This window comes from Rhodococcus sp. UYP9, from assembly GCF_040547235.1.
Lineage (GTDB): Bacteria > Actinomycetota > Actinomycetes > Mycobacteriales > Mycobacteriaceae > Rhodococcoides.
The window spans coordinates 1,051,475-1,076,431 of sequence record NZ_JBEPPH010000001.1 but is presented as its reverse complement, the minus strand read 5'-3'; the positions used below and the strand labels follow the sequence as shown (position 1 = coordinate 1,076,431).

Sequence of the window (24,957 nt, the reverse complement as noted above, 5' to 3'; positions counted from 1 at the left end):
TGCCGGGCGCCCTCGACGGCTACTAGGGCACAATGGCGGCGATGCCTGATACCTCTCGGACCCAGCCCCGCCTCGTCGCCAGCGACGTCGACGGCACCCTTCTCGACGCCCACGAGCGGGTCAGCGAGCGCACTCGACGAGCGGTTCTAACCATGGTCGGGGAGGGGACCCCCTTCATCCTCTCGACCGGGCGACCGCCGCGTTGGATCTCACCCGTCGTCGAGCAACTCGGCTATGCACCGATGTGTGTCTGTGCCAACGGCGCGGTGATCTACGACAGTGGCACCGACCGGATTCTCGACACACAGACGCTGTCGGCCGAGACGTTGCAGTGGCTTGCCGACGTCGCATACTCGGTGTTGCCCGGTTGCGGGCTGGCGGCCGAGCGTACCGGTAAATCGGCACACGATGCCGCGACACCGCAGTTCGTCAGTTCACCCGGTTACGAGCACGCGTGGCTCAATCCCGACAACACGGAAACCTCCGACACCGAGGTGTTGGAAGTGCCGGCCGTGAAACTGCTCATCAGATTGTCCAGTGCGTCGAGCGGGGACATGGTTGCCGCTCTCGAACCGCTGATCGACGGCCGGGCAGATATCACGTTCTCCACCGACAACGGGCTGATCGAATTGTCGGCGCCCGGTGTCACCAAGGCATCCGGGGTCGCCCTGGTCGCCGAGCGACTGTCGGTGGCGGCGAAAGACATTGCTGCGTTCGGCGACATGCCCAACGACATCCCGATGCTGAAGATGGCAGGCCGAGGCGTAGCCATGGCAAACGCGCACCCCGCCGTCCTCGCTGCAGCCGACGAAGTGACGGTGAGCAACGTGGACGACGGGGTTGCGGTGGTCCTCGAACGCTGGTGGTGACTTCTCCGGACTAATTAGGCACAGCCATATTCGGTCGCAGGCTCGACGAAATCTTCGGCTCCTCTGCGATAGCCGCAAATGAGTGCAGATGGGCACGCAGGTTCACTTTTCAACACTGCTCCCGCGTTGTGAAACCATGGCCGAATGACAGTTCGACCGTGCACCGATGCTTCGCCGGCTCAGTGGCTACTCACCGCGGACCGCGACTGGTCGGACCTAGCTGTCCGCGGGCCCCTCGGATTTGAGGCGTACGCACGCCTGCGCTTCATCCCCGACCCGACCCACTCAAGCCAGCGCGCACAGGAATCTGACACGAGCCGGCACTGCCTGGCAGAGATCACACAACTCTCCATCGCAGTTTCGCACCTCGCCAACCACACCACCACACCCGACAACTGCTACTTCGCCATCTGGGAAGGATGGGGCGGACTCGAACTCGTCGGACCGGTGCAAGTCCCGTTCATCAATCGTGAAGCAGTCTTGTTCAACGGTGCCGCCGACGATCTCTCGACATGGGTCGACTCGCGCGATCACACCAGCCCCGACAACTTGCCGATTCCAGCATTCCTCTGGCCCGCCGACCAGGCTTGGTGTATCGCCAACGACGTCGACTCCCACTTCGCCACCATTGGCGCGAGCTCAAATGCAATCGGAGAACTTCTCGACAACACCATCATTGATGTCACCGAAGACGATCCCAGCCGTCCGCAACCCTGGTACATCGACTAGAGAACACACAGCCGCCGACGCCGAAACCCATCCGAGGGCGGGGCTGTCACTGCGCGTCGCGTTCGCATTCTGAAGCAAGTCACATCGAACGGTCCTGCCTCAACATGGCGTACCCCACTGTGTTCGTCCACTGATCCTCGCAGCGCCTGTCTGCAACGAAGTGAGCCTCCCGGCGCATGCCGAGCCGTTCGGCAAGCGCAGCGGAGGCGGTATTTCGGCCATCCATTTCGGCGATCACCCGATGCACCTCCGGCACGGCAAACACGACGTCGTCGAGCAGTGTCTGCACCGCCTCGGTGGCGTACCCGCGGCCGCGCGCATCAGCAGCAAACACCCACCCCAATTCCAACGTCTGCTCTTTGCCAGCAGCAAACCAGGCTGCGACGTTGCCGATTACAACCCTATTCGCCTCGACGACGAGATTCACACCGCCATCATCGAGACTCGTTCTTCTGCAACGTTGTTCGACCATGTTTCGAGCCTGCGTCTCATCCCACGGACCATGACACAAGTACTCGCAGACCTCCGGGTCGCTGTAGTACCGCAGTAAAGCACCCGCATCGGTCGAACGGTATGACCTGAGAGTCAACCGGTCGGTCTTCAGCTCCATGCAATCAACGATGCCACATCATGTCTATCTCCTGGACCAGTCATGTCAGTTTAGAAGACACCCACATCCCGTCGGAAGTTGATGACTTCACTCACTTCTCGCGATCGCCAGAGAGTCTCGTTCCATATATGAGACGTGGCAGTTCAAGATTGAAACCCTATGCAAGAAAACGGGATTGAAGCGATCGGCTCTGTACGACAACGCCACGCTCGCACGGGTCGAACACGCCAGCTACCGGAGAGATCTAACACAGAACGGTACGGCACCTCGACATATCCGCTGCCGCTGTCGGGGTCCAGGACCCACACCTTGCTCGGATCTCGTGGATCGCGTCGGATCACGAACTGGCCCAGCTTCTCTCGTCGAGTGATACGCGATTTCAGAGCGTTCGAGAAGTACTGGATGTGGTCGATGACGAACCCCGCCCGAGTCAGGCGGCGCCGTATGACGGGAAGGAAATCCACCAGGAATGCGGTCTCGTCCACCACTGTCGACGTCGACAGAGCATTGTCGGCGTCGTCGCTGCTGGTCCACTGCGCAGCTATGCTCCGGCGGATTCCGGTGTGCACGTCCGGGTGATAGGTCGCGATCGCCAGGGTCAGCCAGCGTTCCAATTCTCGTAACGTCAGTCCAGCCGTGCCCTTCGAGTCGTAGCTGCCCCGTTCCGTTGGGTTCGAGAACGTGGTGCCGTGGAGTTCGTGAACCTAGGTCATGACGGTGCCGAGGATGCGTTCGACGATCCCGCACCAATGCGGTCGAGCGAGTGGTCGGTAGCCGAGGTCGATGCCGTGCTGCTCGCAATCGAATACCCACCGGACTTCGAAGTGCTACGGGGGCTTCGCAGGTTCAGGTCTGGTAGGAATGAGCCATGGCATCCGACTCGCCGAAAGGCGCATGACCGGCTCGCGCGTATTCCGGCCCGGTCCTTTAGCCGGCCACGGCCCTGATCTCTGGCTTCTCGACGTCGGAAAGCCCGTCCTACTGCACCGCAACCGAGACGGATCCACCGCGACGCATGTCATCCCCGGTGGCTCCTATGGTTCCGACATCGTCGGCCACACCCCGCGGTGGTTGCATGCCGACGGTTTGGGCTGCTGGATCGTCGGCGCCGACGGCATCGTCCACTGCGACCACGCGGGCATCGTCACCACGGTCCAGTCCACCCGGATATCCGGATCAGCTCTGGTGAACGGCGTATTGGCGACGTCGGTAACCGGTGTCGACGAGCTCACCCTGCGCACGGTGGGCGGTGTGTTTGCGACTGTCGGACTTCCGGCCGAGGTGCGGACGATCTACCCGTCAGGCCACGGGTTCGTGATACTGATGCGCACCGGACGCTACGAGCCGGGAGTGCAACGCGGATCCTGGTGCGCACACGTCGGACTCGACGGAACCCTTGCGCTCGGCACGGCATGGGAGATTCGTCCCTGGCGAGGGTTGGACACCGTGGTCGACGTGGGAACACAGATCGCCGTCGGCAAGGGTGCCTCGTTCGGGCAGGTGCTCGACACGGAACTGACGCCGGCGTTTTCGCTGCCGCTGACGTCGGAGTTTCCGCCCTGGGCGACGGCCTCTGGTGTCTGGATGGTGATGCGATCGTCCAGACTGATTCATAGACTGGGTGATTCGGCGTTTGCGACGCAGTCCGACATGGCGCAGCCTCATTTCACCTACTTCTGCCTCGACCGCGGCCTGACGCGTCCCGAGCGGTGGGCTGGTGCTCCTGGGTTTCCGATCGGCCTGGCGGTAGTGCCGGAGCTCGGCGAATTGTGGATCTCGACGATGACCGGCACGTTCGTCGGTGCGACCGGGTCGGGCCCGGTGTCGATGGCAGAAGTCGAATTCGATTCACTCCCTGACCTTCCCGTCACCGCGCCGCTCGAACTGGGCGATCCGGACGAGTGGACCGAGCGTCAACGCATCCGATTGCTGGCGGAGAACAAAGCCGCGGGCCTGCTCGACATCGAGGTCGACGGCTGGTTCCCCACCACGACGTTGATTCTGACGTTCCGCATTCGAGGGATGAACGGCGTCTGTGCGCGGTCGGTGTCCGTCTTCGATCGTGACGGTCGGCCGCGGTTGTGGCAGGGCGCGCCGACGCTGATGGAGTGGATCAACCTCGACATCATGGAGGCGGGCGGTCTCGAGCGTCTACGCGAAAAGGAGTCCGGGCGGTTCGGGTATGTGTGGACGTGACTGCTGGTGGTGCGGCTGAGACGCACGTACCTCGGCCCAAGTGCACAAAGACGTTTTCGCGGGACAGTTTTGCCTCATGACTATGTACTGGCCAATCTACGAGTACGTGGAGGAGTGGAATCTTCCGCTGATGCTCGGGCCCCGTTGCCGATGGCCAGGGACAGCAGAGCGGTCGCGGTTCGAACGCAGCACGGCTCGCCCGCATTCGAGTGTCGGATGGTGCACGCCGCGTAGCGATCACCGGGGTACCGCTTGCGAGTGATGGGATTGACTGTGCCGGCCGTCGTAGTCGATTTCGTGCGCGGCGAGAGCCTGGTTTTGGTGGCATGGGTAAGCCACAGCACCAGGTCGCGTCCCTCGGCCGGGGTGGCTTTGTCCCATTCCACACCGATTGCGTGCAGCAAGCGCCACCAACGCAACAGGCCGTGCGCGTAACTTCGTACGCATTCGTCGCTGTTGTCCTGTGCGACAAAGTCGGTGAGGCTATCGCCGAATCGGCTCCACCGGGATCCCGCTCTCATCGAGCACAAGCCAGGGCATCAGGCCCTCCGCCCGATCGAAGCGGCCACATCGTGGCAACCTGATCGATCTGATATCCCGCTCCACATCGTTGAACACCTGCACATCACCTCTTCTGTTCGAGGTGATGTCTTACCGATCCGGAGGTTCATCCGAGGTGAGGAAGCTGCGCGTGTCGCCCCGTAGCCCGGTAAACAGATCACACCCCGCTGCGGCGTCGGCCGCAGCGGGGCCGAAACCTACGGCGCCGGTGCTACCTCGGGTGCGGCAGGTGCCGGTTCGATCGGAGCCGACACGGCACCTTCGTCCATCTTCTGCTGGTAGGTGTCGTTGTAGGTCTTGATGACAGTGGTGACGATTCCGGTTGCTTCGTTGAAGATCAGCGAACCGTTCTCGAAATCGGTGCGCAGACCCTCGGGGACGCGGTATTCATCCGTACTCGGAAGTCCGAGGTCACCGTTCTCCCCGCCCAGGGCGAGGAATTGCTCGAAAATCTTGCCGATCACCGCGACTGCTTGGCCGGCGATTGTCGTGAAAATCGAGCCGTTGGCGAATCCGGCGGATTGTCCACCCTTGACCTGGACGAGGCCGCTGACCGGGGTTCCGAGAATTCCGGTTTCGCCGCCCGAGGCCAACCACTTCTGTGCGATCGGATTCTGATCGGCAAGACGGAGCAGTTCGTCGACGAGCGCCGGAACTCCAGCGCCGAGCGTGCTGCTGACGTCCGTTCCCGCCGAGTTCGGGGTCTGTTCCTCTGGTGTTGCTGCGACCTGTTCCGCTGGATCTGTCTCTGCAGGAGCAGAACTCACCTCGGCACCGCCGAGCGATGCTTCGGCGATATCGCGAATCTCGTCCAGCTTTGCGTAGGCACCGTCACCGGGGCATGCGGTGTTCCCGACGTCACGGTGCGCGAAGATGACCGGCAGGTCGACGCTCTGGCCTTGGCCGACGAACGTGAACTCGGTGCCCTCCGACGTCATCGTCGTGTTGCCCTTGGGGTCGAGTCCGGCGAGTCCCAGACGCCAGCCGAGGAACGAGCCGACCGAATCGATGGTTGCCTGTGGTGGCGCCTCGGTGGAGTAGTCGCCCATCATTGCGATGCCCATCGTGTTTTCGTTGAACCCACCGGCATGCGCACCCTGCACCGGCTTGTCCAAACCGCCTGCGCGGCCTTCGAATATCTGGCCGTACTTGTCGACCAACACGTTGTAGCCGACGTCGCACCAGCCGAGTGTCTGGGCGTGGTAGGCGTAGATGGCCCGGACGATCTCGACCGACTCCGACTTCGAGTACTCGTTGCTGCCCGCGGTGTGATGCACTGTCGCGCCGCCGAGGAAGTCGTCGTAATCCGGGGTGGCGCAACGGATGGATTCGTCTGCGCCCCACTGTGATCGCGAGATCACCTTCGGGCCCGTACTTCCCGCAACGGGTGTCGCGAGATCACTGAGTGTGGCGTCCGCGGGGGACGTACCTGGCTGAATCAGGACGGCACTGATGCCGTCGATCGCCGATGCAAGCGGAGTGTCCTGCTGACGCAACGGCTTCGAGACGGACGCGGGCGTGTAACCGAGCGGCTGCTCGGGGGCGGGCGCCAGCTCTGGAGCGGGTGCTGGTGCCGGGGCGGGCGCCTGCGGTCGCGGAGTCATCAGCAGCTGAACCGCCTTGGTTGCTCCCACGAAAATCGGCTCGGTGCCCTGCTTCTCGGGTGCGGCGGCCGCGTCGTCGACGCCGGTGTCGACGGGTTCGGTTGCGAGCCAAGGGCCCCAGGATCCGTCGTCGAGCTGGCGACGAATCTGCGCCGACGCGTTGTCGAGACCTGTCGACGTCAGAGCCACCATGCTGAACGGGGTGTCCTGCTTCAGTTCCTTGACGACAGCGCCGAGTGGCGCGCCGGGATCGTCACCGGCAGGAGGGGTTACCGGAGCCGACACGTCGTTCGGTGCCAGCGGAGTCGGTGCCTGGGCCGACGGTGCCGACGAGTCGGGGACCGTCAGACCGGGGATCTCCGGTATCTGGAACGGCGGAAGCGCGATGTCGTCGGGAAGTGGCAGGTACTTCAGATCGGACAGGCGCAGGTCGGGCAGCGGAAGACCCGTCAGTTCCCCGAGTGGGATGACGATGTCCGGTGCTGCCGCCAGAGCCGTTTCGACGATCTTCGTGGGCACTGTCACAGGGGTGGTCTCGTTGGCCGATCGAACATCGGTGGACGCAGAGTCGCCGGAGATGCTGTACGCCGCAAAAGGGCTCGCGACGGCCAGTAGGGCGACAGCGCCGAGAACGATCGACGGCTTCGTTCGACGGTGCAAGGCGGTACTCCTGGTTGTAGGCGAACTGATTATGAGGTGGTGCGTTCCCACGCTGCGGTAATCGCTACAGCAACACGGGTCACATCCACCCCATCCGACACAAGGCTAAACCTTAGCTTGAGAGTTAGCCACCGCGCGGATTGCCAGTACGTGCGGCGCGTCGAATCTCACCGCCTACGCTTTTGCCTTGTGACAGTCCACTTCATCGGCGCCGGTCCCGGTGCACCCGACCTGCTGACGCTGCGCGCAGTCGAGCTGCTCAACGCCAGTCCAGTGTGTGTTTACGCTGGTACGTACATCGACGACGCGATTCTCGCGCACTGTCCACCGGGCGCTCGACTCGTCGACACAGCTCGGCTCGACCTGGACACGATCACGCAAGAACTCGTCGACGCTCATCGACGTGGTGACGACGTCGCACGGCTGTGCTCGGGAGATCCGTCGCTGTACTCCGCACTCGCGGAGCAGTCGGCCCGCCTGGACGCCGCGGGAGTGCCCTGGGATGTCACTCCCGGGGTTCCCGCGTACGCCGCGGCCGCTGCCACACTGCGCATCGAGCTGACAGTCCCCGAGGTCACACAGTCCGTGGTGCTGACACGGACGCAAGCGCGCTCGACGGTTATGCCGGACACCGAGGCGCTGTCGCGGTTCGCCGAAACGCGGTCGACGCTGGTGCTGCATTTGGCCATCACTCGGATTCGGGCGTTGGTCGAGGAGATCGTCGGTGAGTACGGCGCCGGTTGCCCGGCCGCTGTCGTCTTTCATGCGAGCAAGCCCGATCAGCTCGTCCTGAACGGAACTCTCGCCGACATCGCCGACCAGGTCGAGGCCGCAGGGCTCCGCCAGGCCGCGGTCATTCTCGTCGGACCTGCGGTGGGCCGCACGCCCGGCGCGGAATCGCATCTCTACGACGCTTGCCGAGATCGGGCAGGAGTGGAGCCTGCGGAACGACCAGGTGGGTCACGATGAAAATCCATCTCGTCGGAATCGGGGGCGGGCATCCGGACCAGATCACCGTCCAGGCTGTCGGGAAGCTTCGCGAGGTCGATGTGTTCCTCGTCGCGGACAAGGGAGCATCGGTGGGTGATCTAGGTGAGGCGCGCGCTGAGATTCTGCGACGTCATGTGCCGGGGGAGTACCGCGTCGTCGCGGTCCCCGACCCGGAGCGTGATCGGAAGCCCAGCGACTACGGGACCGCAGTACTGGACTGGCACGACGCCCGCGCTCGCGCCTACGAGGACGTGCTGCTCGGGCTGGACCCTTCGGCGACCGTGGGATTCCTCGTCTGGGGTGACCCTGCGCTCTACGACAGCACCATCAGAGTGATCGAGCGGGTCCGTGACTTCGGGACCCTCGATATCGACTATGACGTCACGCCAGGCATCAGCAGTGTGTCGATGCTCGCCGCCGCCCACCGTTTGGTGCTCAACCGAATCGGTGGTCCGATCACCATCACCACCGGCCGGGCCCTCGAGGCCGACGTAACGGCCGGAGCTGACAATATCGTGGTCATGCTCGACGGACACCTGGCCTGCCGAGCGCTGGTCGGGGAGGACCGCTGGGGCATTCACTGGGGCGCCAATCTGGGAACAGTGGATGAAAAGTTGGTGTCCGGCAGGTTGGACGACTGCATCGACGAGATCGACCGGGTGCGCGCAGAGCTCAAGAGCCAGCACGGATGGGTTATGGATACCTACCTCTTGCGGGCAGGAGCGGAGCCTGCGGAGTGACCTCGGCGGTCAGGAGCGGAGCCTGCGGAGTGACTCGGAGGGGTCAGGAGCGGAGCCTGCGGAGTGACTTTGGCGGTCAGGAGCGGAGGGTGTGCGGGTTGTCGGATACCCTGATTGCCCGTGACTGCCGTAAACCCTGTGCCTGTTGATTCCGACGCCTCCGTGACCGGCCGATACGACCTTATTGTCGTCGGATCCGGGTTCTTCGGACTGACTGTGGCGGAGCGCTCGGCGTCTCAGCTGGGCAAGCGTGTCCTTGTTCTGGACCGCCGCCACCACCTTGGAGGTAATGCGTACTCGGAGGCCGAGCCCGAGACGGGTATCGAGGTCCATAAGTACGGTGCTCACCTTTTTCACACCTCGAACAAGCGGGTGTGGGATTACGTGAATCAGTTCACGGATTTCACGAGTTACCAGCATCGCGTGTTCGCGTTGCACAAGGGCCAGTCGTACCAGTTCCCGATGGGCCTCGGTCTGATCTCGCAGTTCTTCGGTAAGTATTACTCTCCTGCCGAGGCGCGCGCGCTCATCGAGGAGCAGTCCAGTGAGTTCGATTCGAAGGTTGCGCAGAACTTCGAGGAGAAGGCGATCTCGCTGATCGGGCGCCCGCTGTACGAGGCGTTCATCCGCGATTACACCGCCAAGCAGTGGCAGACGGACCCGAAGAATCTGCCGGCGGGAAACATCACGCGGCTGCCGGTGCGTTACACGTTCGACAATCGCTACTTCAACGACACGTACGAGGGGTTGCCGGTCGACGGTTACACCGCGTGGTTGGAGAACATGACGGCCAGTGACTTGATCGAGGTCCGGCTGAACACCGATTGGTTCGACGTGCGCGAGAAGTTGATCGCCGAGAACCCGGATGCCCCGATTGTCTACACCGGCCCACTGGACCGCTACTTCGATTACTCCGAAGGCGAATTGGGCTGGCGTACAATCGATTTCGAGACAGAAGTGCTGGCGACCGGTGATTTCCAAGGCACGCCCGTGATGAACTACAACGACGCCGACGTCCCGTTCATTCGTATTCACGAGTTCCGCCACTTCCATCCCGAGCGGGCGTACCCGGGCGACAAGACCGTCATCATGCGAGAGTTCTCGCGATTCGCCGAGAGCGGCGACGAGCCGTACTACCCGATCAACACTCCTGAAGACCGCCAGAAACTGGAGGCGTACCGCGGCCGCGCGAAGAAGGAAGCCGCCGAGAACGGGGTTCTCTTCGGCGGACGGCTCGGCACCTATCAGTACCTCGACATGCACATGGCCATTGCCAGTGCGCTGAACTTGTACGACAACACGCTCGCACCACATTTCGAATCGGGCGCTGCCCTGGCAGGAGACAAATGACGGCCAAGCATCTGCTCGAGGACGGTGTCCTCGACTTCGTCCCCTACTTCGGTAAGTCGCTTCTGCAGCGGGTCCTGTTGCCTCGTCCGGGTGAGCCGCTCGACGTGCGCACTCTGTACCTCGAGGAGGCGACGACCAATGCCCGACGGGCACATTCGCTGTCACGCACCTCGTTGACGGTCGGCGCCGAATCCGAGGTGTCGTTCTGCACCTACTTCAATGCGTTCCCGGCGAGTTATTGGCGCCGCTACAGCATCCTGAAGTCCGTTGTACTGCGTGTGGAGGTCTCCGGTCATTGCCGGATCGATGTCTACCGCTCCAAGGCCGATAGCTCGCGCATCCACGTCGAGGGCCGTGAAGCCGTCGACGGTGATGCGGCACAAGAGTTCGTGATCGATCTCGGTCCGTTCGAGGATGGCGGTTGGATCTGGTTCGACATCACCTCCGACTCCGAGGTCGTACTGGAGAGTGCCGGGTGGTTCGCGCCGATCGAGGCACCGGGTGAGGCGACGGTGGCCGTCGGGATCCCGACGTTCAACCGACCCACCGATGCGGTGAAAGCGCTTGTGGCACTGGGTTCGGACCCGCTGGTGCTCGATGTGATCAAGGCCGTCATCATGCCCGATCAGGGTACGAGGAAGGCCAGGGACGAGCCCGGATTCGACGAGGCCGAAGCAGGACTGGGTGGCCGTCTTGCCATCCATGACCAGGCGAACCTCGGTGGTTCCGGCGGGTACAGCCGCATCATGTACGAGGCGCTGAACAACACCGACTGCCAACACATTCTGTTCATGGACGACGACATCGAGATCGAGCCGGACTCGATTCTTCGTGCGCTGGCAATGTCGCGATTCGCGAAGGTTCCCACGCTCGTCGGCGGCCAGATGCTCAACCTTCAAGCCCGTAGCCACCTGCATGTGATGGGCGAGGTCGTCAATCGCAGCAACTTCATGTGGACCGGTGCGCAGAACGTCGAGTACGACCACGACTTCAGCGAATACCCACTGCGCTCGAGCAAGCTGCTGCACCGACGCATCGACGTCGACTACAACGGCTGGTGGATGTGCATGATCCCGCGCGTCGTCGCCGAAGAGCTCGGTCAGCCGTTGCCGCTGTTCATCAAGTGGGACGACGCCGAATACGGTTTGCGCGCAAGGGAAGCCGGATACCCGACGGTCACTCTCCCCGGTGCGGCGATCTGGCACATGGCGTGGAGCGACAAGGACGACGCCATCGACTGGCAGGCGTACTTCCACCTACGTAACCGACTCGTCGTCGCTGCACTGCACATGCCCGGCAACGGTCGCGGCCTGGTGCTCGACACGATCAAGGCCACCGTCAAGCATCTGCTGTGCCTCGAGTACTCCACGGTTGCCATTCAGAACAAGGCGATCCGCGATTTCCTCGAAGGGCCCGAGCACATCCTCGAGATCCTCCCGACGTCGCTCGGTGAGGTGCACGCGCTGCGCAAGACTTTCCCCGACGCCGTCGTCGTCGGCTCGTCGACCGAACTGCCCCTCGCCTCGGGTGAGGAAGTAGGAGCCGTCGGACTGCCGACGAATCCGCTGTCGAAGATTTCGCGACTGGCCAAGGGGCTCGTGCACAACTTGAAGCCTGCGCACGACCGCCACCACGAGCGCCCACAGCTCAACGTGCCGACGCTCGATGCGCGGTGGTTCCTGCTCTCGCAGGTCGATGGCGTCACCGTCACCACTGCCGACGGCCGCGGCGTCGTCTACCGTCAGCGTGACCGCGAGAAGGCGGCCGCGCTGTTCAAGGAAGCAATGGCACTCCGAACCGAGCTCTCGCGCCGGTTCCCTGAACTCAAGGGTCGCTACCGCGATGCCGTCCCTCACCTCACCAGTAAGGAAACCTGGGAACGTGTCTTTCTTTACGAGGGTTAAGGGCGTGAACGGCTCGCCTGCCGAGGTTCGCATTCTGTCGAAGATTCAGTCGACGGTCGGCGCGCAACCAGGCGCCGTTGCAGTTGCCCGGGGCATGTCGCACTTCGGCGAGCATGCTCTGGGTTGGGTCGCCATCGCGGGCGTCGGCGCTCTGCTCGATGCTCCGCGAAGGCGGCAGTGGGCGGGCGTCGCCGTCGGCGCAGTGGGTTCGCATGCCGCGTCGATCGTGATCAAGAGAGTTGTGCGGCGTCCGCGCCCCAACGATCCGTCGGTGCTCATCAATGTCTCCACTCCCAGCAAATTGAGCTTTCCGTCTTCGCACGCGACCTCGACTACTGCAGCCGCGGTGTTGCTCGGCCGGTTGACCGGACTACCGTTGACTGCGGTCCTGGTGCCCGCTGTCTTAGTACCACCGATGCTGCTCTCGCGGCTCGTTCTCGGTGTCCATTACCCGACTGATGTACTTGCAGGATCTGCGCTCGGCGCGATATCGGCAGCCGCCATCCTGAAGTTCGAAGGAGACAAATGAGCGAGGAAGCCTCCGTCGTCGGAGCACCACCGAAGAATCTTGCCGAAGGCGTGATCAAGGCGCTTCGACCCCGGCAGTGGGTCAAGAACGTCTTGGTACTCGCCGCGCCGCTGGCTGCGGGATCTGTCACCGAAGGTGATGTGCTTCTTCCCGTCGCACTGGCCTTCGTCGTGTTCTGTTTCGCGGCATCGGGCATCTACCTGGTCAACGACGCCCTCGATGTCGAGGCCGACCGCGCGCACCCGACCAAGCGTTTCCGTCCCATCGCTGCAGGTGTGCTGCCGGTCAACCTCGCGTTCGCGATGGCCGTGGTGTCCCTGAGCCTTGCCGTCGGACTGTCTTTCTTCGCGAACTGGAAGCTTGCCCTGGTCATCGGGGTGTACATCGTCGTCCAGCTGGCGTACTGCTTCGGACTCAAGCATCAGGCCGTGCTGGACATCTGCATCGTGTCCTCGGGATTCCTGCTCCGGGCCATCGCGGGTGGTGTGGCCGCGTCCATTCAGCTCTCGCAGTGGTTCCTGCTGATCATGGCGTTCGGGTCGCTGTTCATGGCCGCCGGTAAGCGGTACGCGGAGTTGCAGTTCGCCGAGCGTACGGGCGCGAAGATCCGTAAGTCGCTGGAGAACTACACGACCACCTATCTGCGATTCGTGTGGACGCTTTCGGCTACCGCTGTCGTGCTCTGCTACGGCCTGTGGGCTTTCGAACAGGACGCCGCAACCACCACCAACTGGTTCGCAATCTCGATGATTCCGTTCACTATCGCTATCCTGCGTTACGCAGTGGATGTCGATGGAGGCGAGGCAGGCGAACCCGAGGAGATCGCGTTGGGCGATCGGGTGTTGCAGGTACTCGCGCTTGCGTGGATCGGAGTAGTGGTTGTCGCCGTCTACCTCGCGTGAGGTGCTGCCCGCCCCTACACGCACGTCGAGGACGATCTTCGGCATCGGTGTTGCCGTGTCCGCACTGTTGTTCCTTGTCGGTGCCTGGGAACGGCGGTGGATCGCCGACGACGGTCTGATCGTTCTCCGTACGGTCCGCAATCTTCTGGCCGGCAACGGCCCGGTCTTCAACGCCGGCGAGCGTGTGGAGACCAACACCAGCACCATCTGGACCTACCTGGTCTATGCGGTCAGCTGGCTCAGCGAGATACGTCTCGAGTACGTGGTCCTGACCATAGCGTTGGTCTTGTCGACCGCTGCGATCGTGCTGGCGATGTTCGGTACCTACGCGCTTCGGACGCGGTCGGCCGGCGTGGTGGCCTACCTTCCCGCTGGGGTGCTCGTCTACATCGCGGTTCCTCCTGCCCGAGACTTCGCCACTTCGGGTCTCGAGACATGTCTGGTCATTTTCTGGATTGCAGCGCTGTGGTTGCTGATGGTCCGCTGGAGCACCAGAACCATCAGTGGCCCCGCGTGGCTGTTCCTTGCCTTCTGGGCCGGCCTCGGTCCGCTGGTGCGCCCGGAACTCCTCATCCTGTCGGGGCTCGCGCTCATCATGCTGTTTCTTGCGCGTCAATCCTGGAAGAGTCGTCTCGCAGTCTTCGTCGTCGCAGGCATCGTGCCGGTCGGATATCAGATTTGGCGGATGGGTTACTACGGGTTGCCCTACCCGAACACTGCGGTGTCCAAGGATGCGGGCGGCGCAAAGTGGGCACAGGGATTCGATTATCTGTGGAATTTGCTCGGACCGTACATGCTCTGGTTGCCGCTGCTACTGATGCTCGTCGCAGGGGTGGTGACAGCTGCTATGTCAGGGCGCGCCGGCCTACGAATTCCGAGATCGCGCCGAGATGCGCAAGGCCTTTTACGCAGCCGGACCGCGGTCGTCGCATTCGTCCTGATCGGTGGACTTCTCTCGGCGGTTTATGCAGTTCGAGTCGGCGGCGATTTCATGCACGGTCGCACACTCCTGCCGGCATTGTTCACTCTGCTTCTCCCTATTTCGGTGTTGCCCGTGACAATTCCGAACAAAAGTTCCGATACACGGCAGGTCTTGACAGCGGCAGGCGGCGGCGTTCTGTGGCTGGTGACGATCGTGTGGGCATTCTTTGCCGCCAACACGACGGGAATGCCGGAGGGCTCCATCGTCGGTCGCAGTGGAATCGTCGACGAGCGTGCCTTCTACTCCCTCAACACCGGGCATGCGCACCCGATTCTCGCGTCGGACTACCTCGACTACCCGCGGATGCGACCGATGGTCGAAACCATCGCGAACACCCCGGACGGCGGACTCTTGTTGCCCTCGGCCCAGTTCACCTACTGGGATGTCGTGCCACCGCCGCTGCCGATACCCCCAGGTGGCGCTGGTCACACGGTCTACTTCTTGAACCTGGGCATGACGAGCATGAACGTCGGCCTCGATGTGCGGGTAATCGATCAAATGGGCCTTGCCTACCCGCTGGCTTCGCACACCGAGCGGCTGGAGAACGGCCGCATCGGGCACGACAAGAACCTGTACCCGGACTGGGTCGTAGCCGATCTGGGTCTCGTCGACAAACATCCCTTCCTGCCCTGGTACATGGACGAGGACTGGGTCGCCCAGGCGCGTGTAGCTCTCTCTTGTGAGGACACCCGTGAACTCATCGATTCGTATCGCGCCCCGCTGACGAAAGAGTTGTTCGTCAGGAACATCGAACGTTCGCTGTTCTATGCCGGCTACCGATTCGATCGAGTTCCGGAGTACGAAATACAGAGATGTGGTTTAGAGCCCCCTATCCTGCAGGGGGACAATTAAGCGGCCGTCGGTTGCTTCGATATCCATTCGAGGCCAAGATGGGATATCTCATTTTAGTAACGGGTATCGCGCTTCGGCCGATGTATGCGAAAGATGTGTGTGAATGCTGGTCCCGCAAGGACCAAATTTCATACCGCTGAAACGGGCGAATAGCCCACTGGTACGGATCACCACACCGCTGAGAGGTAAGACTGCATGCTGGGAAGAACCAAGAAGAGCGGCGCGGGACGGGTGCGTCGGGTGCTCACAGCGCTGATGCTCGCCGTGATCCTGCCCGCCGGTCTGGCCGTGGCCGGGACAGGGGCGACCGCCAACGCAGCGTTCGATTCGCGAGCGTTCGACTTCGTCACCGACTCCAGCATGGGCCCGATCAAGAGCCGCATCTGGCGCGCTGCTGACGGCAACACCAATCGTGTGGTCTACCTACTCGACGGCCTGCGCGCCACCAACGACATTTCCGGCTGGGAGCACGAGACCGACGTCGGAGCGTACTTGGCTTCGTGGAACATCAACGTCGTCCAGCCTGTCGGCGGACAGTCGAGCTTCTACAGCGACTGGTACGCACCGTCCAACTTCAACGGACAGCAGACCACGTACAAGTGGGAGACGTTCCTGACGCAGAATCTGCGCAACAACCTCTCCAGCCGCCTCGGCTTCAATCCGAATCGCAACGGCGTCGTCGGCATCTCGATGGGCGGCAGCGCTGCGCTGACGCTCGCCGCCTACCACCCCGACCAGTTCAGCTACGCGGGCTCGTTGTCCGGCTACCTGAACATCTCGGCGCCCGGAATGCGCGAGGCAATGCGTCTTGCACTCCTCGATTCGGGTCGCTTCAACATCGACGCAATGTGGGGACCGCCGTGGGATCCGGCGTGGTTGCGTAACGATCCGTTCGTGTTCGCACCGCGACTTCGCGACAACGGCACCCGCGTGTGGGTCTTCGCAGGAAGCGGTCTGCCGGGCGGACTCGATCAGCCGCGTTCTCCGATCGACTACTTCAACACAGGTAACGCCATGGGACTCGAAGCTATCGCGCTGGCCAACAGTCGTGCGTTCCAGATCCGTATGGCGAGCCTCGGTGCGAACAACGTGACGTACGCATTCCCGGCAGTGGGAACCCATCAGTGGGGCTACTGGCAGGAACAGGCTCACATCATGGCGCCTGATCTGAGTGCAAATATCGGGTAAGGTCCCCGGCGAAGTCCCCGTTTTCCGGCCCGTTGTGAAAGTTCACGACGTTTACGGGCTGGTCAGCGGGGCTTTCACAGGCTAGTCTCAGTTTCTGATATCAGCCCCAGGCGGATCTGCGGCCTAAACGCCACAGTTTTGCTCTGGGGCTGATGGGTGGAATACCCTCCAGTTTTGCTTCACCACCGAATACCCCTTTGCTTACGGCCCGGCAGGGCCGAAGATGCCCTGTTGGCACGCCGGGCGCCGCAACATCGCGGAGACCTGCAGTAGACGAGAGAGAGCACGATTCATGCGATTTGCTGGCCTCAGCAGTAAAGCTAGGTGGGGTAAGCGCCTCATCGGCGTCGGCGCGGCAGCCCTGGTCCTCCCACTCACCGTCGGTGTCGTGGGTGGCGCAACCGCTCTCGCAGCACCGAGCGCAGTGGTTCACAAGGCCCCGTCCGGTGGACGCGAAGACCTGTTCGTCCCATCCGAGATGGGTCCGATCAAGGTTCAGGTCCAGTGGGCAGCGCGTGGCGGCGATGCCGCTCTCTACCTGCTCGACGGACTCCGCGCCCGCGACGACCGCAATGCATGGTCCTTCGAGACCAATGCGCAGGATCAGTTCGCCGGCGACAACGTCACGCTCGTCATGCCCGTCGGTGGGCAGGCCAGCTTCTACAGTGACTGGTACGCCGCGTCCAACCTCAACGGCCAGGAAGTCACTTACAAGTGGGAGACCTTCCTGACCGAGGATCTTCCGGCCTACCTGGAGAACTACGGCGTTTCGCGTAACAACAACGCTGTCGTCGGAATCTCGATGGGTGGCTCGGCTGCACTGACGCTCGCCGCTTACCACCGCGACCAGTTCAAGTTCGCCGGTTCGTTCTCCGGATACCTGAACATCTCGGCGCCCGGAATGCGTGAAGCAATCCGCGTGGCGATGCTCTCGCAGTCGTGGTTCAACGTCGACTCCATGTGGGGACCGCCCTGGAGCCCGGCGTGGCTTCGCAACGACCCGTTCGTCTTCGCTCCGAAGCTGAAGGGCTTGTCGCTGTACGTTTCGGCTGCCAGTGGTCTGCCCGGCGAGTTCGACAAGCCGCGTGCTCCGATCGACTTCTACAACACGGCAAACGGCATGGCTCTCGAAGCCCTGGCGCTCGCCAACAGCCGCGCATTCCAGGTCCGCCTGGCGACGCTCGGTATCCCGGCGACGTTCGACTTCCCGGCTAGCGGTATCCACGCGTGGCCGTACTGGTCCTCCGAGCTGTTCAAGGCCCGTGGCCAGATCCTCGAGGCTCTGAACGCCTGATCTCGAAGACGAGATCGAGTTCGTAGATTCGCACAAATGCCGTCCTGCACCAGTTGCAGGGCGGCATTTCTGCGTGTGCGGGGGCGAGCTGCCGGGGGAACCGATCAACAATTGCACCACCAGTCACAGCGAGCCTCGTGTGCTTCGGCGTAGTTCGCGTGTAGAAAGACATCGTCAGCAAGAACGAAGGAGAGTCATCATCATGCGCAGTGGGCTTGCTCGGTTCGGAGTAGCAGCGGCACTGGCCGTCGCCCTGGCATCGCCGTTCGGCGCTGCCGGCATTGCGCAAGCGACTCCGGTACCCGCGTCTCTGCCTGCGCAGACGCAGGCAACCTCCGGAGCTACCGTCACCGATGTCGATTGGCTTTCGGACCGTCGCGTGGCGCTCTGGATCACATCTCCGTCGATGGGCACTCCGATTCAGGTCCAGCTCCTGCTCGCGCGCGACTGGAACATCAACCCGCAGGCCGTGTTCCCGTCGGTGTACATGCTCGATGGTCTCCGAGCAACGGACACCGAGAACGGATGGACGCTCGAGACGGACATCGAGTCCTACTTCGCCGACAAGAACGTCAACGTCGTACTGCCGGTCGGTGGACAGTCCAGCTTCTATTCCGACTGGATCGACCAGGACCAGGGGAAGAACTATCAGTGGGAGACGTTCCTGACCAAGGAACTCCCGCCGATCCTCGAGAACGAGTGGCGCACCAACCAAACTCGTGGTGTCGTCGGCCTGTCCATGGGTGGCACGGCCGCAATGTTCCTCGCGGCACGCAACAAGGGTTTCTTCACATTCGCAGCGTCGCTCTCAGGCATTCTGACGACGACGTCTCTCGGCATGCCACAGGCGATTCAGTACGCGATGACCGACGCGGGCGGGTACAGCTCCAAGGCGATGTGGGGCGCGCCCACCAATGATCTGTGGGCTCAGCACGACCCATACCTGTTGGCCGATCAGCTCGAAGGCGTGAGTCTCTACGTATCGAGCGGAAACGGCGCAGCCGGCCCGTACGATCCGCCGTCGGGCATCCCCGGCGTCAGCTCGAACTACGCCGGTATGGGTCTGGAAATCCTCTCGCGCCTGACCTCACAGACATTTGCGACCAAACTGAACAAGCTCGGAATCCCCGCCCAGGTCAATTACCGGCCGTCGGGAACACATACGTGGGAGTACTGGCAGTTCGAGCTGCATCAGCTCTGGCCGCAGCTCGCCGGCGCCCTCGACGTCGATGTCGACAAGCCCGCATGCAACGCAGCCGGAGCGATCGGCAACGCGTCGGGTGCGAATTCCTGGCTAGGCGACTGCCTGACCCCGGAGTACAACGTCGCGGGCGGTCGCGCACAGGACTTCAGGTTCGGACGCGTCTTCTTCTCGCCCGACACCGGCGCTCAGGTAGTCGCAGGTGCCATCGGCGGCAACTACCAGGGCTCCGGCGGTCCTTCGGGCCCACTGGGCTTCCCGAAGACCGGTGAGTTCGGAACTCCCGACGGACGCGGACGCGGAAACGCATTCCAGAACGGAATGGTCTACTTCACGCCGCAGACCGGCGCGCACGCCGTGCGTGGCGCGATCCTCGACGAGTGGGCACGCCAGGGCTACGAGGGTGGCCCGTTGGGATACCCGGTACTCGACGAGGTGGCGACGCCATCGAAGCCGGGCGCGGTCCAGGGCTTCGAGATCGGCGCGATGTACTTCAGTCCCGAACTCGGTACCCACTCGGTGCAGGGCATGATCCTCGGCAAGTACGGCCAACTCGGATGGGAGAACGGCCCACTGGGCTTCCCGAAGACCAGCGAGCTCGGTCCGATCAAGGATGGCGGCCGGTTCAACGAGTTCGAGGGTGGCAACGTCTACTGGAGTCCGCTGACCGGTGCGTGGGCAATTCGCAACGGTGAGATCTTCGACGCTTGGAAGAGCGTCGGCTACGAAGGTGGCCGCTTGGGATATATCACCAGCGATCAGTTCGATATCGACGGTGGCGGCGTGCAACAGAACTTCCAGTTCGGCATCATCACTGTGAAGGATGGCAAGGTGACAATCGCGCCGTGATCGCAGCTCGAGAGGTTCGGGGTACCGCTTCAGGTTTCTCTCAGTGGAACTCTGTACCCTCACGCGTTGAACGATGCCGCTCGTGAATCATGCGCTTGTGAGGACTGGATTGAACATGCGAACGTCTCTGGCCCGAACCCTGTCGATGGGCGTTCTCGCCGTAGCTGCAGGTGGAATGTTGGTCGCCTGCGGAAGCGACGACTCCACCGCCACCGGGGTACCGACCACTACCACCGCCACCACTACGGCCGAATCCTCGACGACCTCGGCGACGACCTCGGCGAGCGAGTCGACGACCTCGGCCGCCGTGACGAGTCCCGGTGAGGCAGCGACGGCACCGCCGGAGCAGCCGCAGCCTGTACCCGAGGATTTCCCGGGTGCAACCCAGGCACCGATGGACGATCGAGGCCAAGCGTTTCTCGAAGAGTTGAAAAAGAGTGGGGTCACCCCGGCGGGCAACGGTGAGATCGCCATCTCGACGGCCACCTACATTTGTTCGGCGCAGTCGCAGGGTGTCGCACCGGACGAGATCTCGACGTTCGTGACAGCCAACGTGGGGGTCGAGGCCAGCGCGTCGGGCACGCAGATCACGGCCGAACAGGCAGGCGAGACCGCACAGCTCTACATCACCGCCGCGCAGAACACGATTTGTAAGGCCTGACGGTCTCGATGGCGAACCCGACGAAGAAAAAGAGGCGTCTGCTACCGAAGCTCCTTGCGGTAGCAGTCGTTCTCGGCCTGATCATCGTGGCCGCGTGGTATCTGCTTGCCGGAAGGCTGCCGGACACTGTGCCTTCCCCGGTGCCAGAGCCCGGCCCGGGTGAACAGACGTCGCAACCGGCGGATTGTGCCGATGTCTCGGTCATCGCCATTCCCGGTACCTGGGAATCTTCGGCGACCGACGATCCGTACAACCCGTCGGCCAATCCGTTGTCTTTGATGCTGAACGTGACTCGGCCGCTGCAGGAGCAGTTCGAGCCGGGGCGGGCCAGCGTGTACACGGTCCCGTACGTTGCGCAGTTCTCCAACCCGATCGCGTTCCCGCCCGACGGCCAGCAGTCGTACAACAACTCTCGTACCGAGGGTGCTGCGGCAGCGAAGGCCGAACTGACCCGCGTCAGCGAGCACTGCCCGCTGACGAGTTACATCCTGGCCGGTTTCTCGCAGGGTGCTGTCATCGCAGGCGACATTGCAGCCGAGATCGGTGCAGGCAACGGCCCGGTCGCAGCGGACAAGGTTCTGGGCGTGACTTTGATAGCGGACGGGCGCCGTGACGGCACCTCCGGGCAGGACATCGGACCGCCGGTCGACGGGGTCGGCGCCGAGGTTGCGCTCGGTGGTCTCGACTTTCCCGGCGTCACGATGACAGGGGCCCGCGCCGGCGGATTCGGTTCACTCGATTCGGTGGTCAATCAGATATGTGCGCCGGGCGATCTCATCTGTACTGCTCCGTCGGAAGGCTTGTCGCTGCGTAACATTCCGCAGAGCATCGGAATTCTCGTGGGGGCTGCAGGTAACCCGGTGCATGCGTCATACAACACCTTCGTGGTCGATGACAGCGGCACGACGTCGACGCAGTGGACTGCGCGGTGGGCGGCCGGTCTGATCGAGCAGGCGCCGGCGATTCCGCACTCCTGAGCGGAGGGGACGGGGCCCAGCGGAGGTGTCACAAGGTCCACTCCGCCCTCTGGGGAATAGGCACAAAGCTGGTCCTCGTGTACCCCGGCAGGTGTATTCCCGGGTAGTGAGCAGATAGAGTGGCCGCTTGGAGTAGGCGCAATCGGCGCTGGAATCTACGCGTACCCGCATCGAGGAGACCTATACATGTGTTCCGCCCAGGCCCCGGATCTACCCGCTGACGGGCAGATCAGGGCGCTTCGTCCGTTCCGCTTCGCAGCAGGCGGTGAGGGCAACGCCGAGGAGGGTGGAGCGCGCAAGTTCATCAAGCTGGCGCAGCTGGCCGAGGAGCTCGGCTACGACAGCTTCATGATCCCGGATCACCTCGGCAATCAGGTCGGCCCGATTGCGGCACTCGGCGCGCTCGCGGTGGCTACGGAGAAGATCCGTCTGGGCACCGCAGTTCTCGCGAACGGGTTCCGGCATCCGGCGATTCTGGCCAAGGACGCCGCGACCATCGACGTTCTCTCGGGTGGTCGCCTCGAGCTCGGGTTGGGCGCGGGCTGGATGCGGGACGAGTACGACAAGGCCGGCATCACCTACGACCGGCCGGGCGTCCGTATCGAGAAGCTCGAGGAGAGCCTTCAGATTCTCGATACTTTGCTTCGCGGAAAAGAATGCAATTTCGAGGGCAAACACTTCAAGATCACCGGCCTGAAGGGCAGTCCACGGCCACGTCAGGGACCGAGACCGCCGATCTGTGTCGGCGGCGGTGGCCCTCGTATGTTGGCACTGGCCGCAAAGTATGCCGACATCATCTCGGTCGTGCCGAGTTCGACGAAGGACGGCAAGCTTCGTCTGTCCGGTATGACGTTGGAGAAGACGATCGAACGAGTCGAGCTCATCCGTGAGGCAGCCGGAGAGCGCTTCGAGGAGATCGAACTGAACTGGGCGATCACGACCATCGTGGTCACGGACGATCGTGAGCAGATGGCCGAGATGGCGTTGGCTGCTCTCGACAACGGCTATCCGCCGAACGTCGACGTGGATGTGAAACTGAGTATCGAGGATATTTTGACCTCGCCGTACCTCGCGTTCGGAACGTACGAGGAAATTGCCGATCAGATCCGTAACGTTCGTGCGAAAACAACGATGTCCTATGTCGGGGTTTTCCCCACACAGATGGAAGCGTTCGCGCCGGTCATCGAGTTGCTGAAGGGTGAATGACCGGACGTTCGGTACTCGAATGGCGGGGCCGGCAGGCCCGGCCTTCCCGAGAACTACCAGCTAGTAATATTTCACGCTGTACTGCGTTTGCGTGAGTCGAGAAGAAATGTCGGGGCGCGGGCCGTTGCCCGATCGTGCAGAAGCAGCGGATTCCGCGGAGGAGAAGCGAACACATGAGCCATACATTCGATGAATACATCGATGAGAACGGCCACATCGTCATCGGCGAGGGTAAGACTCTCGTCCGACATGTCGAGGTGAACGTCGCAAAGAATGCCGACACGCTGGCATATCGATTCATGGACTATTCGACCGAACGCGACGGTGAAGCTCACGAGCTCACCTGGGCGCAGTTCGGACGTCGTCTACGCGCCGTGGCCGCTCGTCTGCAGCAGGTCACCTCTCCCGGTGACCGTGTCGCAATTCTGGCGCCGCAGGGGCTCGACTACGTCATCGCATTCTTCGCAGCCATCTACGCGGGGACCATCGCGGTTCCGCTCTTCGACCCGGACGAGCCGGGTCACTCCGACCGGCTGCATGCCGTGCTCGGGGACTGTGAGCCGACGGCCATCCTCACGGCAACCCAGTCCGCAGCAGGGGTTCGAGCGTTCTTCCGAGGACTGCCCGCTGCGCAGCGTCCGCGCATCATCGCCGTCGACGCCATTCCCGACAGCGTCGGCGAGACCTGGGTGGAACCGAACGCCAAGCTCGACGACATCGCGTATCTGCAGTACACCTCGGGTTCGACCCGTACCCCGGCAGGCGTCGAGATCACCCACCGCGCGGTCGGTGTCAACGCCCTGCAAATGGTGGACAGCATGGGGATCACCGTGGATTCACGCGGTGTCACCTGGCTGCCGATGTTCCACGACATGGGTTTGCTGACGGTCATCCTGCCCGCACTCGGCGGCCGGTACATCACCATCATGAGCCCGCGTGCGTTCGTGCAGCGCCCATGGCGCTGGATCAAGGAACTTGCCGCGGTCTCCGACGGTGCAGGCACGTTTGCGGCCGCTCCCAACTTCGCTTTCGAGCATGCCGCGCAGCGTGGGTTGCCGAAGAACGGCGAGCCACTCGATCTCTCCAATGTCATCGGACTCATCAACGGCAGCGAGCCGGTCACCACCTCGTCGATGAAGAAGTTCAACGAAGCATTCGGTCCGTACGGCCTCCCGAAGACGGCAATCAAGCCGTCGTACGGCATGGCGGAGGCGACGCTGTTCGTCTCCACCACCAATAATCTCGACGCGGCCAAGGTCGTGTACGTCGACCGGGTCGAGCTCAACGCGGGCAACTTCGTCGTCGTCGATCAGGATGCGGTCGGTGCCATTCCACAGGTTTCCACCGGTGAGGTTGCCCGAAGCCAGTGGGCAGCCATCGTGAACTCCGATACCGCGACCGAGGTCGCCGACGATCACGTCGGTGAGATCTGGCTGCACGGAGAGAACATCGGTGTGGGCTATTGGGGCCGCGAGCAGGAGACCATCGAGACTTTCCACAACAAGCTCGTCAATCGCATCCCAGAGGGATCGCATGCCGAGGGCGCAGCCGACGGCGCCAAGTGGATGCGTACCGGCGACTACGGCGTCTACCACGGCGGCGAGCTCTACATCACCGGTCGCGTCAAGGACCTCGTGATCGTCGACGGAAGAAATCATTACCCACAGGACATCGAATTCTCCGCGCAGGAGGCCAGTAAGGCCTTGCGTCCAGGATTCGTGGCGGCATTCTCGGTCCCACTGAACCAGCTGCCCGACGTCGTGTTCGAGTTCAGCGGCTCGGCCCTGACCAAGGACCCCGGCGACAGTTCGGAGCAGCTCGTTATCGTTGCCGAGCGTGCACCCGGTTCCGGTAAGGCAGACCCGGCGCCGATCGCAGACGAGGTTCGTACCGCGATTTCCACCCGCCACGGCGTGACGGTTCGTGACGTACTTCTGGTGCCTGCCGGTTCCATTCCGCGCACCTCGAGCGGCAAGATTGCTCGACGCGCATGCAAAGCCGCTTACATCGAGGGCACCTTGCGCGGCGGCTACCAGCAGAACGCTTTCCCCGACGTGGAACAACCGGACTGAGTGTCTTCCGGACGTTCTACAGAGACCACCT

The 24,957-nt window shown here is 62.8% G+C and carries 21 protein-coding genes; 17 read left to right on the top strand and 4 right to left on the bottom strand.

The window, feature by feature from the left end; all coding sequences use genetic code 11:
• Positions 1-32: 32 nt before the first annotated feature.
• Together ABIB36_RS04980 and ABIB36_RS04975 are read left to right on the top strand one after the other, a co-directional pair.
• On the top strand, positions 33-869 hold the full coding sequence (locus ABIB36_RS04980) for a Cof-type HAD-IIB family hydrolase (RefSeq protein ID WP_084348155.1): 837 nt from the start codon (positions 33-35) through the stop codon (positions 867-869).
• A gap of 144 nt (positions 870-1,013) precedes the next feature.
• Complete coding sequence (locus ABIB36_RS04975; protein WP_354560482.1) at positions 1,014-1,598, top strand: hypothetical protein; 585 nt, start codon at positions 1,014-1,016, stop codon at positions 1,596-1,598.
• Positions 1,599-1,677: 79 nt separating this feature from the next.
• Here ABIB36_RS04975 and ABIB36_RS04970 read toward each other — a convergent pair whose 3' ends face one another.
• Together ABIB36_RS04970 and ABIB36_RS21920 are read right to left on the bottom strand one after the other, a co-directional pair.
• Positions 1,678-2,208 (bottom strand): GNAT family N-acetyltransferase, encoded by a 531-nt coding sequence (locus tag ABIB36_RS04970; RefSeq protein ID WP_354560484.1) that lies wholly within the window; start codon positions 2,206-2,208, stop codon positions 1,678-1,680.
• A gap of 143 nt (positions 2,209-2,351) precedes the next feature.
• On the bottom strand, positions 2,352-2,672 hold the full coding sequence (locus ABIB36_RS21920) for a Mu transposase C-terminal domain-containing protein (protein ID WP_502950147.1): 321 nt from the start codon (positions 2,670-2,672) through the stop codon (positions 2,352-2,354).
• Positions 2,673-3,069: 397 nt separating this feature from the next.
• On the opposite strand from ABIB36_RS21920, the gene ABIB36_RS04960 reads away from it, so the two are divergent.
• Positions 3,070-4,404 carry a hypothetical protein gene (locus ABIB36_RS04960; RefSeq protein WP_179142368.1) on the top strand — a complete coding sequence of 445 codons (1,335 nt, stop codon included), beginning with the start codon at positions 3,070-3,072 and terminating at the stop codon, positions 4,402-4,404.
• A gap of 80 nt (positions 4,405-4,484) precedes the next feature.
• Here the strand turns inward: ABIB36_RS04960 and ABIB36_RS04955 are convergent, their stop codons facing one another.
• Together ABIB36_RS04955 and ABIB36_RS04950 are read right to left on the bottom strand one after the other, a co-directional pair.
• Positions 4,485-4,925: a hypothetical protein gene (locus tag ABIB36_RS04955; RefSeq protein WP_084348150.1), complete on the bottom strand. Its 441-nt coding sequence runs from the start codon at positions 4,923-4,925 to the stop codon at positions 4,485-4,487.
• 237 nt (positions 4,926-5,162) lie between these two features.
• The gene (locus ABIB36_RS04950; protein ID WP_354560487.1) at positions 5,163-7,229 is read right to left on the bottom strand and encodes an N-acetylmuramoyl-L-alanine amidase; all 2,067 of its coding nucleotides are present in this window, start codon (positions 7,227-7,229) and stop codon (positions 5,163-5,165) included.
• Positions 7,230-7,418: 189 nt separating this feature from the next.
• Here ABIB36_RS04950 and cobM point away from each other — a divergent pair, with 189 nt between their 5' ends.
• The 14 genes from cobM to fadD32 all read left to right on the top strand — a co-directional run bounded on the left by cobM (position 7,419) and on the right by fadD32 (position 24,926).
• Entirely contained in the window at positions 7,419-8,198 is a 780-nt protein-coding gene (gene cobM, locus ABIB36_RS04945) for a precorrin-4 C(11)-methyltransferase (protein ID WP_084348148.1), read from the top strand.
• Positions 8,195-8,959 (top strand): precorrin-6A synthase (deacetylating), encoded by a 765-nt coding sequence (gene cobF, locus ABIB36_RS04940; RefSeq protein ID WP_354560490.1) that lies wholly within the window; start codon positions 8,195-8,197, stop codon positions 8,957-8,959. Before cobM ends, cobF begins: the two co-directional genes overlap by 4 nt.
• 138 nt (positions 8,960-9,097) lie before the next feature.
• Positions 9,098-10,309, top strand: a complete 1,212-nt coding sequence (glf, locus tag ABIB36_RS04935) for a UDP-galactopyranose mutase (RefSeq protein WP_354560492.1) — start codon at positions 9,098-9,100, stop codon at positions 10,307-10,309.
• The gene (locus tag ABIB36_RS04930) at positions 10,306-12,213 is read left to right on the top strand and encodes a glycosyltransferase (RefSeq protein ID WP_354560494.1); all 1,908 of its coding nucleotides are present in this window, start codon (positions 10,306-10,308) and stop codon (positions 12,211-12,213) included. Before glf ends, ABIB36_RS04930 begins: the two co-directional genes overlap by 4 nt.
• Positions 12,191-12,742, top strand: a complete 552-nt coding sequence (locus tag ABIB36_RS04925) for a phosphatase PAP2 family protein (protein WP_373270551.1) — start codon at positions 12,191-12,193, stop codon at positions 12,740-12,742. Before ABIB36_RS04930 ends, ABIB36_RS04925 begins: the two co-directional genes overlap by 23 nt.
• Positions 12,739-13,644, top strand: coding sequence for a decaprenyl-phosphate phosphoribosyltransferase (locus ABIB36_RS04920; RefSeq protein ID WP_084348144.1), 906 nt, complete (start codon positions 12,739-12,741; stop codon positions 13,642-13,644). Before ABIB36_RS04925 ends, ABIB36_RS04920 begins: the two co-directional genes overlap by 4 nt.
• Positions 13,622-15,478 carry an arabinofuranosyltransferase AftB family protein gene (locus tag ABIB36_RS04915; RefSeq protein ID WP_354560497.1) on the top strand — a complete coding sequence of 619 codons (1,857 nt, stop codon included), beginning with the start codon at positions 13,622-13,624 and terminating at the stop codon, positions 15,476-15,478. Before ABIB36_RS04920 ends, ABIB36_RS04915 begins: the two co-directional genes overlap by 23 nt.
• A gap of 195 nt (positions 15,479-15,673) precedes the next feature.
• A complete protein-coding gene (locus tag ABIB36_RS04910) occupies positions 15,674-16,666 on the top strand; it encodes an alpha/beta hydrolase (RefSeq protein WP_179142367.1) in 993 nt (330 codons plus the stop codon).
• 292 nt (positions 16,667-16,958) lie between these two features.
• Positions 16,959-17,960 (top strand): alpha/beta hydrolase, encoded by a 1,002-nt coding sequence (locus ABIB36_RS04905; protein ID WP_084348142.1) that lies wholly within the window; start codon positions 16,959-16,961, stop codon positions 17,958-17,960.
• A 202-nt stretch (positions 17,961-18,162) separates the two neighbouring features.
• Positions 18,163-20,010, top strand: a complete 1,848-nt coding sequence (locus tag ABIB36_RS04900; protein ID WP_084348141.1) for an alpha/beta hydrolase-fold protein — start codon at positions 18,163-18,165, stop codon at positions 20,008-20,010.
• 115 nt (positions 20,011-20,125) lie between these two features.
• Complete coding sequence (locus ABIB36_RS04895) at positions 20,126-20,671, top strand: DUF732 domain-containing protein (RefSeq protein WP_084348140.1); 546 nt, start codon at positions 20,126-20,128, stop codon at positions 20,669-20,671.
• 8 nt (positions 20,672-20,679) lie between these two features.
• A complete protein-coding gene (locus tag ABIB36_RS04890; RefSeq protein WP_084348139.1) occupies positions 20,680-21,648 on the top strand; it encodes a cutinase family protein in 969 nt (322 codons plus the stop codon).
• 186 nt (positions 21,649-21,834) lie between these two features.
• A complete protein-coding gene (locus ABIB36_RS04885; RefSeq protein WP_084348138.1) occupies positions 21,835-22,854 on the top strand; it encodes an LLM class F420-dependent oxidoreductase in 1,020 nt (339 codons plus the stop codon).
• A gap of 173 nt (positions 22,855-23,027) precedes the next feature.
• On the top strand, positions 23,028-24,926 hold the full coding sequence (gene fadD32, locus ABIB36_RS04880; protein ID WP_084348137.1) for a long-chain-fatty-acid--AMP ligase FadD32: 1,899 nt from the start codon (positions 23,028-23,030) through the stop codon (positions 24,924-24,926).
• The last annotated feature ends 31 nt before the right edge of the window (positions 24,927-24,957 follow it).